Raw genomic sequence first — 14182 nt, 5'->3', positions numbered from 1 at the left:
GGGGGAGATCACGCTCTCCCCCCGCTTGCCTCAACCCACGCCTCCCGATACCTTCCCCGGCCGGCAAGGGCCGCGGAGGAAATCCATGAGCATCGAATTCCTGTTGACGTCGCTGATCATCGTGGCCTCGCCCGGCACCGGCGTCCTCTACACGCTGAGCGCCGGCCTTTCGCGCGGCGCGCGCGCCTCGATCGTCGCCGCCTTCGCCTGCACGCTGGGCATCATCCCGCATATGGCGGCCGCCATCACCGGCCTCGCCGCTGTGCTGCACACAAGCGCCGTCGCCTTCGAGACGCTGAAATATCTCGGCGTCGCCTACCTGCTCTACATGGCCTGGAACACGCTGAAGGAGAAGGGCGGCTTGAGCATCGACGAGGATGCCGCGCCGCGCTCAACCGCAAGGACCATCACCACCGGGATCCTGGTCAACGTGCTCAACCCGAAACTGTCGATCTTCTTTTTCGCCTTCCTGCCGCAATTCGTCAGCACAACCGAGCCGCACGCGCTGCCCAAGATGCTGGAGCTCTCCGGCGTCTTCATGCTGATGACCTTTGTCATCTTCGCCGTCTACGGCGTGTTCGCGGCTTCGGTGCGCAGCCATATCGTGACGCGGCCGAAGGTGCTGACCTGGATGCGCCGCAGCTTCGCTGCCGCCTTCGTCATGCTCGGCGCCAAGCTGGCGCTGGCGGATCGCTAGATCTCTGATCCGGTTCCGGAAAGCTGATCGCTTCCAGAGCCGGCCGCGGCCCGGACGCCGAGCCGCCAGGCCGAAGGTGGGACGCCGATCATCTTCTTGAAGGCGCGGCTGAACGCGGCTTCGGACTCATAGCCGATGTCCGCCGCGATGCTGGCGACGTTGCTGTTGCCGGCGCTCAGCAGTTCCGAGGCGATTTGCATCCGCCATTTGGCGAGATAGTGCATCGGCGGCATGCCGACGATTTTGGTGAATCGCTCCGCCAGCACCGTGCGCGACAGCGCGGACTCCCTGGCCAGCGCCTCCACCGTCCAATTGTGGGCCGGACGGTCGTGGATCAGCGCCAGCGCCTTCGCCAGATGCGGATCGCGCAGGCCCGCCAGCCAGCCGGTTTGTTGCGGGGGTAGTGACTCCACATAGCGGCGCAGCACGTCGACGAACATCAGTTCGCTGAGCTTGGTCAGCACCGTTTCGCTGCCGGCCCGCTTCTCGGCCACTTCCGAGACCGCCAGCCTGATGAACTGGCCGAGCCAGCCGCCGTCACCTTCGACGTCTCCGGCCTTGATGACGGGCGGCAGCGCTTCGAGGAGCGGATTGAAGGGAAGGGCATGGCAGGCGAGATAGCCGCAGACCAGCCGTGCCGACAGCGGTCCGTCCTTCACGTAGTTGATCGGGAAGGGCGTCTGGCTTGCGGCCGCGATCTCCAGCACATCCGCCGCCGGCGGATCGGCCCGGAGATCGGGCGTGCTCGACATGATGTGCGGGTCGCTGTGGGTGAAGACCACGACCTCGCCGGCTTCCACCGGGATAGCCTCCTGGCCGACGATGCGGGCAAAGCAACGGCCGGACGTCAGCACGTGATAGGAAATCAGATGATCGGCGCCCGGGAGTATCCTCGGCAGTATCGAGGCGGGCGCAGGCGAGCACACCGCCCAAGGGTCCTGGGCCTCGATGTCGAAAAACGTCGCGCCGGTGAGGCGCACCGTTTTCAAAAGATCCGATAGAGCGTCCCCGGCCATTCCCCCCCTTTCTCGCGAGCTGCGCGGCATTCCATTCGAGTTCCGGACGCGCTGTCAACGAACGCGGACGCCCCGTCATTCCGTCTCCGGCCGGAAGCTTTAAATCCCAACCGGCGTCAGGAGCTGTCTTCTGTGGACGCTCCGCGCGATCGAACGCAACGAAAGAAAAAGGACGAAAGTCATGACGGTACATAAGGGCGGGTGTTTTTGCGGCGCCGTGGAAATAGAAGTCCATGGAACCGCCGAGGCGATGGGCTACTGCCATTGCAGTTCCTGCCGTTCGTGGTCGGCGTCTCCGGTGAACGCCTTCACGCTGTGGAAGCCCGGGAACGTCAAGGTCACCAAGGGCGCGGAGTTTCTGTCCGGCTTCGAGAAGTCCGCGATGAGCGACCGCCAGTTCTGCACCAAGTGTGGCGGCCATCTGATGACGGATCACCCGCCGCTCGGGCTGGTCGACGTCTATGCGGCCACCATACCGACGGTCGAATTCACGCCGGCGGTCCACGTCAACTACGCCGAGACGGTGCTGCCGATGAAGGACGGGCTGCCGAAGCTTCAGGATTTTCCCGCCGAGCTCGGCGGCTCAGGCATCGCCGTCCCGGAATAGGTCCGGACGATGGCCGACGATTTCAGAAAACCGCAATTCACGACAGGAGAATTTGAATGGATATCGCGACGTTTCGCGCCACGCAGGAACCGATCAAGGATCTTTATCGCAAGGACGCGCGGGCCGCGCTTCTTACCTTGAAGGCCAAGGGCAGTGCCGACGATTCCAAAGTGACCTGCAAGGTTGAGACCGGACGCGGGCTTGCGCTTGCCGGCATCCATCCGAAGGCGGGCGGCAGCGGCCGGGAGCTTTGTTCCGGCGACATGCTGCTGGAGGCGCTGATCGCGTGCGCCGGCGTCTCGATGCGGGCCGCGGCTGCCGTGCTCGAGATCCCGATCAAATCGGCGGAAATCTCCGCCGAGGGCGACGTCGACCTGCGCGGCACGCTCGGCRTCACCGAAGGCGTGCCGGTCGGCTTCAAGGAAATCCGCCTTCGCTTCGACATCGAGTCGGATGTCGAGCAAAGCCGGCTGACCCAGCTCATGGAGCTCACCGATCGCTACTGCGTGATCTTCCAGACCATCCAGCGCAGCCCAAAGACCTTCGTGAAGCTCAACAGAGTGGTCTCGTAAGACTTGCCCGGAACCGAGATCCTGACGGGCAGGTTCCGGGCTCGGCCTGAGCGTGGCTTTCCGCGCCAGGCCCTATCCCTTCACATAGCCCATCGCCTCGACGATTTTGCCATCCGCGACACGTATCAGATTGACGCCGCGCAGCGAATTGCCGTCGGCCGTCCAGAAGCGCCAGCGGATCGTGGCGCGGTCGCCGGCGACGAATGTTTCTTCGAGATCGAAGCGTGTTCCGGGCCCGGTGGCGATCGCCGACCACAATTCGACGCAAGCCGCCTTGCCGATGCGGCGAGCRCCGTCCGGCGCCGGCGTGGTGTTCTCGATCACGCAGTCCTGCGCCACCAATTCGTCCAGTGCCGCCGGATCGTGACGCTGGAACACGTTATTGTAGCGCCGCATGATTTCCGCCGTCTCGGCGGAGCGCTTGGCTGCGGCGATGTCGATGATCTGTTCCTGGGTCATTGGATTTCTCCGTTCGTTTCATTGAGCTATGAGGCTCGCCTTGAGCGTAATGGCTGCGACGCCGGCCAGCGCCCGCGAGACGAGGCAGGYGGCCTTGGCCTTTTGCGCCAGCCGCTCGAAATCCTCGGCCGATATGCCGGCGACGTCGGCCTCCGTTTCGAGCTCGATGCAGGTGATCGTCGGCCCGGCCGTGGTCGCACCGAGATGCACCTTGGCGATCGTGTGGATGCTCTCGGCCGTATGGCCCTCGCCGCCGAGTATGGCGCTGAGTGCCATTGAGAAGCAGCCGGCATGCGCGGCCGCGATGAGTTCTTCCGGGTTGGTGCCCGGGCCGTTTTCAAAACGGGATGGGAAGGAATAGGCGCCTTCGAACACGCCGCTGCCCAGCCGCAACCGGCCGGATCCCTCCTTGAGCGTGCCCTGCCATTCGGCCGAGGCTTCGCGGATTGTCATGGCTGATCTCCTTTCTGGTTTTGCGAAAAAATGCGGTGGTTATGCGCCATCGATGACGACCTTGCCGAAGACATCCCCCTGCTGGAAATGTCGGTAGGCCTCGCGCGCCTCGGYGAATGGAAAGACCTTGTCGATGACCGGTTTCAGCCGGTGGGTGGCGACGGCGGCGAGCATTGCCTCCAGCCCGTTGCGGCTGCCGACGAACAGGCGGCCGATGGTGACGAGGCTGCGCTGGTAGACGGCGCCTGGAATCTCAACCGATTTGCCGTTCTGGTCCTGCACGGTGAGCAGCACGATGCGCCCGTAGAGCGCGCTGGCGATCAGCGACTGCGCGAAGGTCGCCGGACCGCCGGTCTCGACGGCCAGGTCGATGCCACCGGTCGCTTCGCGCAGCTTCATACCCCATTCCGGCGTTTCGGCTGCGGCGATGACAAGGTCTGCGCCGAGCGCCCGCAACCTGTCGGCTTTCTCGGCGCGGGAGGTGACGGCGGCGACGCGGCAGCCCATGAGCTTGGCGAACTGCAGCGCAAACAGCGCAACGCCACCTGAACCGATCACCAGAACCCATTGTCCCGGCTTCGGAATTTCGGAACCCGTCAGCGCGCTCCAGGCGGTCAGCCCGGCGCAGGTGAAGGTCGCAGCTTCCTGCCATGAGAGATGGTCGGGCAGCCGCACCGCCCATTGCTCGTCGAGCAATGCATATTCGGAGAGCATGCCGTCCAGCGTGCAGCCCAGCTGGTCGACGATGCCCGGATGCATGCGGCCGTCGACCCAACGCGCGAAGTAGCTGCCGGTGACGCGGTCGCCGACAGCAAAGCGCGTCACGCCATCGCCCACGGCCACCACTTCGCCGGCGCCGTCGCTCAGCGGCACGATGCCCGCGCGTGGCGTGAGCGGATAGGTGCCGTTGAGGATCATCGTGTCGCGGCGGTTGAGCGAGGTGGCGCGAACACGCACCAGGATCTGGTTTGCCCCCGGCTCGGGCATTGGTATCTCGCGCATCGACAGCTTCTCGACGTCGCCGAATTCGTCGAGCCGATAAGTCCGCATTTTTTTGCCTCCGGAATATGTAGACCGATTTACATATTATGTAGACCGATTGTCATATTAACGGCAAGCCCTATAATGCGCACTCCTGACAGAGGTTGACATTCGAGAGGTCGAGGTGGCGACGGACACACGCACCCGCATGATCGAGGCGACGGCGCTGCTCATCCGGCAGCGCGGCTATCACGGCACGTCGCTGAACGACATCTTGAGCGCCAGCGGCGCGCCGCGCGGTTCGCTCTATTTCCACTTCCCCGGCGGCAAGGATCAGCTTGTCATTGAGGTGACGCGCGCCAGCGTGGCCGACGTGACCGAGCGGCTGGGCGCGGCGCTCTCGGAGGAAAGCGATCCCGCCGTTGCCGTCCGCCACATCTACCAGTCGGTCGCGCGCATGCTGGAGGAGAACGAATTCTCGCTCGGCTGCCCGGTGGCGCCGGTCGTGCTCGACGCGCCGAACGATGTTCCGGACCTGGCTGAAATCTGCCGCTCGGCCTTCGAGCAGTGGATCGGATTGCTGCGCCAGGCATTCGTCAGGGCAGGGGTGCCGGAGCGGCGCGCGCAGGCGCTGGCGCTGTTGGTCGAATCCTCGCTCGAAGGCCTGATGGTGATCGCCCGCGCCACCCGCGACCGTACCCCGGTCAGCGTTGTCGCCGATGAGGTGGCGGCGCTTGTCGAGCAGGCCGTGCTCGCCGGCAAGGTGGCGAAGCAAGCTGACGCTACCGTTTGAAGGCAAAGGGCTTTGCCGGCTCCGAAAATATCGGCTTAACTTGCCGGGTCTTGCCGCAACGGGCGGCCGGCGAAGTGGCTTCAGGAGCAGGCATTGGGGCGCAGACAGTCGGATCAGGCGGTTCGCGGACCGCAATTCGCCAGGAATCTCGACTGGAACCTGCTGAAGTTCTTCCATGAGATCGCCAATGCCCGCTCGGTGACCAAGGCGGCGCAGGAGCTTAACCGCAAGCAGCCGGCGCTGAGCCTCGCGCTGCGGCGCCTGGAGGAAAGGCTTGGCGTCACGCTCTGCCATCGTGGCCCGACCGGCTTCGAGCTGACGGAGGAGGGCCGCATTCTTGCCGAGCACTGCCGGGAATTCGCCGGCGCGATCCGTGAAATCCCGGCGAAGCTCTCGGACCTCAAGTCCGAGATACGCGGACATTTGCGAGTGATGTTGGTCTCCAACCTCGTCGCGCCGGCGCTTGATGAGGCGATCGCCGCTTTCCATGCCAAATATCCGGCTGTCGAGCTGATCGTCGAGGTCGCAGCCTGGACCGAAGTGGTCAACTCGCTCATCCAGCATAGGATCGACGTCGGCATCTCGCCTTCGCGGGTGAAGCGCGCGGAGCTAGCCTACCTTCACCTCTTCACCGAGATCCATCGCCCCTATTGCGGAAGGCCGCACAGGCTTTTTGGCAAGAGCATCGCCGATCCTGAGGATCTGGCGAAGGAAGCCTTCGTGCTGACCGGCGCCGACGAGGGCGACGAGCTCACTCAGTTTCGGCTCGAGCATGGGTTCGGCCGCAACATCGCCGGCATGTCCGATCATCTCGAGGAAGCCAAACGRCTAGCGATCCTCGGCATCGGCCTCTGCTTCCTGCCGGAAGGCTACGCGCAAACCGACGTCGAGGCCGGACGGTTGTGGCCGCTGATCGCCGGTGGCGACGTGCCTCGCAACGACATCTTCATCGTCACCGACCCGCAGAGCCCGGAACACATCGCGCGTGACCTTTTCATCGCCGAGATCGTCGAGCGGACGCAGCCGGTGGTAGGAAAGCATTGATCTGATTAATGCTTAACGTTCGATCTTTGGGCGTTGAAGGGAAGAAATCGGGGTTTCATGGTCACGCATGGCGACATTGCATCGGTTCCGTTGATGCTGCCGTAAGGCGAAGACGGGCTGGCATGTCGACCAGGGGAACACCTCGCAAAGGGGATACTGAGATGACCTTGCAAACACCGACTTCGCCCAGGCAGCCATTGCCGGGCGAGGCGCAGCCGGCGATTGCCGACAGCGTCGAGACGATCCTGTCCGTCACCGAGGCGGACCTTGCCGACTATACCGAATCCGTGGTGCCGCAGGCAAAGCGGCGTTCCAACWTCCGCATGCTGGCGCAGTTCCTGTCGATGCAGGCTGTGTTCGGCACCGTGCTGGTCGGTTATGGCGCGCGCTTCCAGGGATTGACGCTTTCCGAACTGACTGTGGCGATGCTGATCGCGGCGGCCGTCATGAGCCTCTATTGCATCGGCTCTGCCAATGCTGGCGCCGCCACTGGCCAGACTCATTCGGTGATGGCCCGCAGCATCTTCGGCACCATCGGCAGCGGCCTCGTCTCGCTGCTCCTGGTGGTCAACGGCATGGCCTTCTACCTGTTCACGGTGAAGTTCATCATCGACATCGCCGGAGGGCTGATGACGCTGCCGGCGGTCGGCATCATCACGGCGTTGCTGGCTATAGTGATGATCGTCAACACTTATTTCGGCTTCGAGGGCGTGCAGCGCTTCGCTCAGTTCGTCGCCGTGCCGGTTATCCTGGTCTGGGGCATCTTCGCCACCATCCTTGCCTTCACCACCGTCTCGCATGACGTGCTGGCGGCGGTGCCGCATGTCGACAACAAGACCGCCATGATCATGGTGATCGGCTCGATGGTCGGCCTGTCCACCTGGGGCAATGAGCCGGACTTCTTCCGCTACGCCAAGGTCGGCCGCGCCTCCTGGTGGAACATCCCGACCATCGTCATTTCCTATTTGGTTGGCGCGCTGCTCTTCCCGGTCATGGGCTACATGATCGCGGCGCTCTCCAACCAGCCCGATTTCGGCCCGAGCATCAGCTACTTCGTCAACTTCACCATGTTCGGCAGCGCGCTGCTCGGCATCGCCGTCATCGTCATCAACCAGTGGGCGGTGCAGGACGGCAACCTCTACATCGCCGTCAACGGCGCGCAGAACGTTCTCTCCGGCATCCGCGGCTGGAAGCGCCAGTACACCGTCGTCGGCCTCGGCCTCATCGCGGCCGTGCTCACCTTCTACTTGCCCAACCTGCAGGACACGTTCAACCTCGTCACCAGCATCGGCTCGACCACGGTTCCGGTCGCAAGCACGATCATGGCGATCGACCTTTTCCTGCTGCCCTGGCTGTTCGGCATCAAGCGGCCGATGTATCGCGTCGCCAACTGGAGCGAGCTCGGCATCGCCAACTGGYCGGGCGTGGTAGCCCTGGCCGCCGGCACGGTCGCCGGCGTCTACACCGCGGGCCTCATCCCGGCGATCAACAGCGACTATATCGGCTTCCCGGCTCTCCAGGCCTGGCTGACTGGCGCGGTCGTCTACCTGATCGGCGTGACGCTGGTCCACAAGCGGGCCGACGTGAAGGCCTTGCTCGGCTTCGCCCGCATCTGAGGCACAATCTGTCCGGAGGCTGCAGCCAGCCTCCGGACGGGGATCCAAGCTCCAGTGTCCGTCGCGGCAGGCCGCACGGGAGGAATTGCCATGACATCCCTCGATCTCCTCATCCGCGCCCCGCGCGCCATCTTGCCTGAAGGCGAGCGCGCCGTGTCGGTCGGCGCCGTCGGCGGCAAGATCGTCCGTGTCGCCGCGCTTGATGCTCCGGACAACGCCCGGGAAACCGTCACACTCGATGCCGATACCGTGCTGCTGCCCGGCCTAGTCGACAGCCACGTCCATATCTGCGAACCCGGCAACACCGGATGGGAAGGCTTTCTGACCGCGACCCGCGCGGCGGCGGCTGGCGGCATCACCACACTGGTCGACATGCCGTTGGACAGCGTACCGACCACCGTGACGCTCGAGGCATTTGCCGCCAAGCTCGAGGCCGCCGCCGGCCAATGCCATGTCGATGTCGGCTTCTGGGGCGGCGCCATCCCGTCGAACCTCGACGACCTGCCGAAGCTGCACGCCGCCGGCGTGCTCGGCTTCAAATCCTTCCTCTGCGATACCGGCACCGACGATTTTCCGGGTATCACGCCCGCGCATATGCGCAAGGTGATGGATGTCGTCGCCGGCCTCGGCTCGCTCTTCATCGTCCATGCAGAGAGCGCCGACGCGATGGCCGCGATGCCGGAGGTCCACACCCACCGCTATGCCGGCTACCTCGCCTCGCGCCCCAAAGGCATCGAGAACCTGGCGATCGCCGAGGTGATCGAGGCGGCCCGCGCCAGCGGCGCCCGCGCGCATATCCTTCATCTGTCCAGCGCCGACGCGCTGCCGATGATCGCTTCGGCGATCGCCGACGGCGTTAGGCTCAGCGTCGAGACCTGCCCGCACTACCTTGCGCTTTGCGCCGAGGAGATCGGCAAGGGCGCGACCGCCGCCAAGGTTGGCCCGCCGGTGCGCGAAGCTGTCAACCGTGAGAGGCTCTGGGGTGGCGTCGGGGACGGCACGATCAGCATGATCGTCTCGGACCATTCGCCCTGCACGCCTGAGATGAAGGAACTGGCCTCCGGCGATTTCGGCGCCGCCTGGGGCGGCATCTCCTCGCTGCAGCTCGGCCTGCCCGTGACCTGGAGTGAGGCGCGCAAGCGCGGCCATTCGCTGGCGGACGTCGCTCGCTGGATGGCTGAGCGCCCCGCCGCGCTCACCGGCTTGGCGCATAAGGGCCGCATCGCGACCGGCTGCGACGCCGMCTTCACACTGTTTTCACCCGATGCCGAATTCGTCGTCGATGCAGCCAGCCTGCACCACCGCCATCCGATTACCCCCTATGCCGGCAGGACGCTGAGCGGCGTGGTGCAGGGAACCTTCCTGCGCGGCCGGCGCATCGACCTTTTCGGCCACCCGATGGGTGAACTGATCGCCAGAAAAGCGCAGGCCGGAGAGGAAAGCCGGACACAAGAATTGAGAAGGAGTGCCTGAGATGAAGATCCTGGTCGTCAACGTCAACACCAGCCAGTCGATGTCCGATGTCATCGACGCGGCCGCCAAGACCGCCGCATCCCCCGGCACCGACATCGTCACGCTGACGCCCTTCTTCGGACCCGAAGCGGTGGACTGCAACTTCGAGAGCTACATTTCGGCCGTCGCCGTCATGGACCGCGTGCTTGCCTATGATGAGCCGTTCGATGCTGTGGTCATGGCCGGTTTCGGCGAGCATGGCCGCGATGGGCTGCAGGAACTGATCGAGCAGCCGGTCATCGAGATCTGCGAGGCCTCCGCCCATATGGCGATGATGATCGGCCGCAGCTATTCGGTCGTCACCACCTTGCGGCGTTCGGTGCCGCCGATCGAGGACCGACTGCGGCTTTCCGGCCTTGCCGACCGCTGCGCCTCGGTTCGCGCCAACGGCATGACCACGCTGGAGGTCGATCAGGATCCCGCCGGCGCCATGCGCTCCATCGTCGAGGAGGCGCGCAAGGCGGTCGAGCACGATCATGCCGAGGTGATCTGCCTTGGTTGCGCCGGAATGGCCGGCCTGGAGGAAGCGATCACATCCGAGCTCGGCGTGCCGGTCATCGACGGTGTGGCGGCCGCGGTGCGGCTGGCCGAGGCGGTCGTCGGCCTCGGGCTCAAGACCAGTAAGGTCTCGACCTACGCGAAGCCGGAGGCCAAGCGCATCGACGGCTGGCCGCTGTCGGAGGCGTTGGGATTGGGGCCACGTCCGCAAGGGTTGGCGCTGCGCGCGGGAGGCCGGCGATGAACATGATCGAGAAAGGCCCGGCGCATGATGCTTACGCCATGCCCGAGCTGAAGGAGGATTTCGCTGCGGAGGTCGATCTTGCCTCGCGCTGGCTGGGTGGCAGCGTGCTCGCCGCGAGCGATGAGTCCTTCGGCGAGAAGGAGAGCCTGCTTACGCCGACGCCATCCGCTTTCATCCCGGGCAATTATGGACCGCGCGGCGAGATCGTCGACGGCTGGGAGACGAAGCGGCGCCGCGAGCCCGGCCACGATTGGGCGCTGATCCGGCTGGGTGCTGCCGGCATCATCACCGGCATCGATGTCGATACGTCCTTCTTCACCGGCAATTTTCCGACCACATGCCGCATGGAGGCCTGCGGCGTCGAAGCCTATCCCAGCCCGAAGGCGCTGCAATCGGCCGAGACCGAATGGATCGAGATCGTGCCGCGTTCGCCGCTCAAGGGCGACGCGCACAATCGCTTCGACGTTTCCGACCGCCGTCGCTTCACCCATGTGCGCCTCTCCGCCTTTCCAGACGGCGGCATCGCCAGGCTGCGCGTCTACGGCCATGTCCTGCCTGACCCGCGGACGTTCGACGGTCTCACTATCGACCTCGCCAGCCAGGACCATGGCGGCCAGGTGGTGACCAGCAGCGACGGCTTCTACACCTCGGCCGCGATGCTCAACCGTCCCGACAAGGCCCGCAACATGGGCGACGGCTGGGAAACGCGCCGCCGTCGCGACGACGGCAATGACCATGCCATCATCCGCCTGGCGCTGCCGGGCCATGTCAGGCTGGTCGAGATCGACACCGCGCATTTCAAATACAATGCTTCCGCCGAGGTAGCGCTCTCCGGCGCGGGGGAGGCGCTGCCTGGCGACGATGGCTGGCAGCCGCTGCTTACGCGCCGGCTGCTTCAGCCGGACACACGCCATGTCTTCCGTGTGGCGGAAACGAGCGAGCCGGTTTCTTACGTCAGGCTCGATGCCTATCCCGATGGCGGCATCTCGCGGGTGAGGCTGTTGGGCAAGGTCGACCCCGCCGCGCGTCGCGTCGCCGGCTATCGCTGGTTCAACGCGCTGCCGGCGGGACAGGCCATGCAGGTGCTTGCGGAGCAGGGTGTGGCCCGCGACCTCGCGGAACGGCTGATCGCTGCACGACCTCTGGCGGAAGGGGGCATCGCTTCTTTCGCTGGTGTCGGTTCAGTCGGCGTGAAGTCCATGCTGGATGGACCGGGCGATGAAGCCTGAAGGAAAGCTGGCGCTCAGCCTGAAGGCGCTGCGGCGACTTATTTTCACGGCGATGCAATTTCGTTTCGGAATGCCGATCAAACGCTGATCGCGCTGGCAAATCCTTCGCAAACAAAAAGGGCGCCTTTCGGCGCCCTTTCCATATGCGTCAGCTGGATAGCCTGGACTAGAAGTCCATGCCGCCACTCAAGCCCGCTTGCGGGCTTGAGCAATGTTAGTTGATGGGCGTGCTTTATGGACTTCCGATTGCGAATGATCTTGTCCGAAAAGTCTGCAACTTTTCGGGATCATTCGTCAATTAGAAGTCCATGCCGCCCATGCCACCCATGCCGCCGCCGGGCATGCCGCCCGGCATGCCGCCGGCAGCTTCCTTCTTCGGAGCTTCGGCGATCATGGCTTCGGTGGTGACCAGCAGGCCGGCGACCGAGGCCGCGTCCTGGAGAGCCGTGCGCACGACCTTGACCGGGTCGACGATGCCCATGGCGATCATGTCGCCATAGTCGCCGGTCTGGGCGTTGTAGCCGTAGGTCTGCGCCTTGTTCTCGAGGATCTTGCCCGCGACGATCGAGGCTTCAGCACCGGCGTTCGAAGCGATCTGGCGGGCCGGAGCCTGCAGGGCGCGACGGACGATGGCGATGCCAGCGGCCTGGTCCGCATTGGCGCCGGTGGCCTTGACGTTGGCCGAGGCGCGCAGCAGCGCCACGCCACCGCCGGCGACGATGCCCTCTTCCACGGCCGCACGGGTCGCGTTGAGCGCGTCGTCAACGCGGTCCTTCTTTTCCTTCACTTCCACTTCGGTCGCACCGCCGACGCGGATCACGGCAACGCCGCCGGCGAGCTTCGCCAGACGTTCCTGCAGCTTCTCCTTGTCGTAGTCCGAGGTGGTTTCCTCGATCTGCTGCTTGATCTGGGCGACGCGGCCCTGGATCTCGGCCTTTTTGCCGGCGCCGTCGACGATGGTGGTGTTCTCCTTGGAGATCGACACCTTCTTGGCGCGGCCGAGCATGTTGAGGCCGACATTCTCGAGCTTGATGCCGAGGTCTTCCGAGATGACCTGGCCACCGGTCAGGATGGCGATGTCTTCCAGCATGGCCTTGCGGCGGTCACCGAAGCCCGGAGCCTTGACGGCGGCGATCTTCAGGCCGCCACGCAGCTTGTTGACGACCAGCGTGGCCAGGGCCTCGCCTTCGACGTCTTCGGAGATGATGAGCAGCGGCTTCGAGGTCTGAACGACGGCTTCCAGGACCGGCAGCATGGCCTGCAGGTTGGAGAGCTTCTTCTCGTGCAGCAGGATGTAGGCGTCTTCCAGATCGGCGACCATCTTGTCGGCGTTGGTGACGAAGTAGGGCGAGAGGTAGCCGCGGTCGAACTGCATGCCTTCGACGACTTCCAGCTCGGTCTCGGCGGTCTTGGCTTCCTCGACGGTGATGACGCCTTCGTTGCCGACCTTCTGCATCGCTTCCGCGATCATCTTGCCGACCGACTCGTCGCCATTGGCCGAGATCGTGCCGACCTGCGCGACTTCCTCGGAGGTCTTGATCTTCTTGGCGGCCTTGCCGAGAGCGGTGACGACTTCACCGACGGCGAGGTCGATGCCGCGCTTGAGGTCCATCGGGTTCATGCCGGCGGCAACGGCCTTGTTGCCTTCCTGGACGATCGCCTGGGCGAGAACGGTCGCGGTGGTCGTGCCGTCGCCGGCGATGTCGTTGGTCTTCGAAGCGACTTCGCGGACCATCTGGGCGCCCATGTTCTCGAACTTGTCCTCGAGTTCGATCTCCTTGGCGACGGTGACGCCGTCCTTGGTGATGCGCGGGGCCCCGAACGACTTGTCGATGACGACGTTGCGGCCCTTCGGACCGAGGGTGACCTTCACCGCGTCGGCGAGGATGTTGACACCGCGCAGCATGCGCTCACGGGCGTCGCGGGAGAATTTTACGTCTTTTGCAGCCATAGTTAGCTCCTGACAGGGGCTCGGGAAGAGCCCGAAAACTCAGTTGATGGAGAGGCCGATGATCAGCCGATGATGCCCATGATGTCGGATTCCTTCATGATCAGAAGGTCTTCGCCATTGAGCTTGACTTCAGTGCCCGACCACTTGCCGAACAGGATGCGGTCGCCGGCCTTGACGTCCAGGGGCACGAGCTTGCCGCTTTCGTCGCGAGCGCCGGAGCCGACGGCGATGATCTCGCCTTCCTGCGGCTTCTCCTTCGCCGTGTCCGGGATGATGATCCCGCCGGCGGTCTTGGATTCGGATTCGACCCGGCGAACGACCACGCGGTCATGAAGCGGGCGGAACTTGGACTTTGCCATGTTGTCTTCCTCGAATGAGAACGGTGAGAACTGTTCCTCCATCCGGCGAGGCCGCCGGACATCAGTTAGCACTCACCAATGGCGAGTGCTAACGTGGCGCTGAAATAGGCTGGAGCCGTGCCGGAGTCAAGGCGCGCGCGAGGGGCAAGCG

General features: G+C 64.6%; 15 protein-coding genes. 9 read left to right on the top strand and 6 right to left on the bottom strand.

Annotated features, from left to right (window positions below; all coding sequences use genetic code 11):
* The first annotated feature begins 85 nt into the window (after window positions 1-85).
* Complete coding sequence (locus LCM4577_RS18850; RefSeq protein WP_071072818.1) at window positions 86-697, top strand: LysE family translocator; 612 nt, start codon at window positions 86-88, stop codon at window positions 695-697.
* On the opposite strand, the gene LCM4577_RS18845 is transcribed toward LCM4577_RS18850, so the two are convergent.
* The gene (locus tag LCM4577_RS18845; RefSeq protein ID WP_071072817.1) at window positions 694-1713 is read right to left on the bottom strand and encodes an AraC family transcriptional regulator; all 1020 of its coding nucleotides are present in this window, start codon (window positions 1711-1713) and stop codon (window positions 694-696) included. The two genes, LCM4577_RS18850 and LCM4577_RS18845, sit on opposite strands and share 4 nt — an antisense overlap.
* Before the next feature lie 181 nt (window positions 1714-1894).
* Here LCM4577_RS18845 and LCM4577_RS18840 point away from each other — a divergent pair, with 181 nt between their 5' ends.
* Both LCM4577_RS18840 and LCM4577_RS18835 read left to right on the top strand, forming a co-directional pair.
* Window positions 1895-2320 (top strand): GFA family protein, encoded by a 426-nt coding sequence (locus tag LCM4577_RS18840; RefSeq protein WP_041012482.1) that lies wholly within the window; start codon window positions 1895-1897, stop codon window positions 2318-2320.
* 56 nt (window positions 2321-2376) lie between these two features.
* Window positions 2377-2892, top strand: coding sequence for an OsmC family protein (locus LCM4577_RS18835; RefSeq protein ID WP_071072815.1), 516 nt, complete (start codon window positions 2377-2379; stop codon window positions 2890-2892).
* A gap of 72 nt (window positions 2893-2964) precedes the next feature.
* Here LCM4577_RS18835 and LCM4577_RS18830 read toward each other — a convergent pair whose 3' ends face one another.
* Genes LCM4577_RS18830 through LCM4577_RS18820 form a run of 3 tightly spaced genes read right to left on the bottom strand, consistent with a single transcriptional unit; the run spans window position 2965 to window position 4854 of the window.
* A complete protein-coding gene (locus LCM4577_RS18830) occupies window positions 2965-3351 on the bottom strand; it encodes a nuclear transport factor 2 family protein (protein ID WP_071072813.1) in 387 nt (128 codons plus the stop codon).
* Between the two features lie 18 nt (window positions 3352-3369).
* Entirely contained in the window at window positions 3370-3804 is a 435-nt protein-coding gene (locus tag LCM4577_RS18825; protein ID WP_071072811.1) for an OsmC family protein, read from the bottom strand.
* A gap of 39 nt (window positions 3805-3843) precedes the next feature.
* Window positions 3844-4854, bottom strand: a complete 1011-nt coding sequence (locus LCM4577_RS18820) for an NAD(P)-dependent alcohol dehydrogenase (protein WP_071072810.1) — start codon at window positions 4852-4854, stop codon at window positions 3844-3846.
* 115 nt (window positions 4855-4969) lie between these two features.
* Here LCM4577_RS18820 and LCM4577_RS18815 point away from each other — a divergent pair, with 115 nt between their 5' ends.
* From LCM4577_RS18815 to alc, 6 genes are all read left to right on the top strand, one after another.
* Window positions 4970-5578, top strand: coding sequence for a TetR/AcrR family transcriptional regulator (locus LCM4577_RS18815; protein ID WP_071072808.1), 609 nt, complete (start codon window positions 4970-4972; stop codon window positions 5576-5578).
* Window positions 5579-5671: 93 nt separating this feature from the next.
* A complete protein-coding gene (locus tag LCM4577_RS18810; RefSeq protein WP_071072807.1) occupies window positions 5672-6622 on the top strand; it encodes a LysR family transcriptional regulator in 951 nt (316 codons plus the stop codon).
* A gap of 161 nt (window positions 6623-6783) precedes the next feature.
* Window positions 6784-8238, top strand: coding sequence for a hypothetical protein (locus tag LCM4577_RS18805; RefSeq protein ID WP_131803474.1), 1455 nt, complete (start codon window positions 6784-6786; stop codon window positions 8236-8238).
* A gap of 90 nt (window positions 8239-8328) precedes the next feature.
* Window positions 8329-9711: an allantoinase AllB gene (allB, locus tag LCM4577_RS18800; RefSeq protein ID WP_071072803.1), complete on the top strand. Its 1383-nt coding sequence runs from the start codon at window positions 8329-8331 to the stop codon at window positions 9709-9711.
* Between the two features lies 1 nt (window position 9712).
* A complete protein-coding gene (locus tag LCM4577_RS18795; RefSeq protein ID WP_052457674.1) occupies window positions 9713-10492 on the top strand; it encodes an aspartate/glutamate racemase family protein in 780 nt (259 codons plus the stop codon).
* Window positions 10489-11721, top strand: a complete 1233-nt coding sequence (gene alc, locus LCM4577_RS18790) for an allantoicase (protein ID WP_071034972.1) — start codon at window positions 10489-10491, stop codon at window positions 11719-11721. The genes LCM4577_RS18795 and alc overlap by 4 nt, the downstream gene beginning before the upstream one ends.
* A 298-nt stretch (window positions 11722-12019) precedes the next feature.
* Here alc and groL read toward each other — a convergent pair whose 3' ends face one another.
* Together groL and groES are read right to left on the bottom strand one after the other, a co-directional pair.
* Window positions 12020-13672, bottom strand: a complete 1653-nt coding sequence (gene groL / locus LCM4577_RS18785; RefSeq protein WP_071034971.1) for a chaperonin GroEL — start codon at window positions 13670-13672, stop codon at window positions 12020-12022.
* A gap of 62 nt (window positions 13673-13734) precedes the next feature.
* Window positions 13735-14031 carry a co-chaperone GroES gene (gene groES / locus LCM4577_RS18780; protein ID WP_010915433.1) on the bottom strand — a complete coding sequence of 99 codons (297 nt, stop codon included), beginning with the start codon at window positions 14029-14031 and terminating at the stop codon, window positions 13735-13737.
* Between the last annotated feature and the right edge of the window lie 151 nt (window positions 14032-14182).

It is taken from the genome of Mesorhizobium sp. LCM 4577 (genome assembly GCF_001854795.2).
In the GTDB taxonomy this organism is placed as follows: domain Bacteria; phylum Pseudomonadota; class Alphaproteobacteria; order Rhizobiales; family Rhizobiaceae; genus Mesorhizobium; species Mesorhizobium plurifarium.
This window is presented reverse-complemented; position numbering and strand designations above follow the sequence as displayed.

Bases quoted from the DNA above. Each gene is read 5' to 3' on its own strand.
- LCM4577_RS18850 (WP_071072818.1), top strand. From the start codon at position 86: ATGAGCATCGAATTCCTGTTGACGTCGCTGATCATCGTGGCCTCGCCC.
- LCM4577_RS18845 (WP_071072817.1), bottom strand. From the start codon at position 1,713: ATGGCCGGGGACGCTCTATCGGATCTTTTGAAAACGGTGCGCCTCACC.
- LCM4577_RS18840 (WP_041012482.1), top strand. From the start codon at position 1,895: ATGACGGTACATAAGGGCGGGTGTTTTTGCGGCGCCGTGGAAATAGAA.
- LCM4577_RS18795 (WP_052457674.1), top strand. From the start codon at position 9,713: ATGAAGATCCTGGTCGTCAACGTCAACACCAGCCAGTCGATGTCCGAT.
- alc (WP_071034972.1), top strand. From the start codon at position 10,489: ATGAACATGATCGAGAAAGGCCCGGCGCATGATGCTTACGCCATGCCC.
- groL (WP_071034971.1), bottom strand. From the start codon at position 13,672: ATGGCTGCAAAAGACGTAAAATTCTCCCGCGACGCCCGTGAGCGCATG.
- groES (WP_010915433.1), bottom strand. From the start codon at position 14,031: ATGGCAAAGTCCAAGTTCCGCCCGCTTCATGACCGCGTGGTCGTTCGC.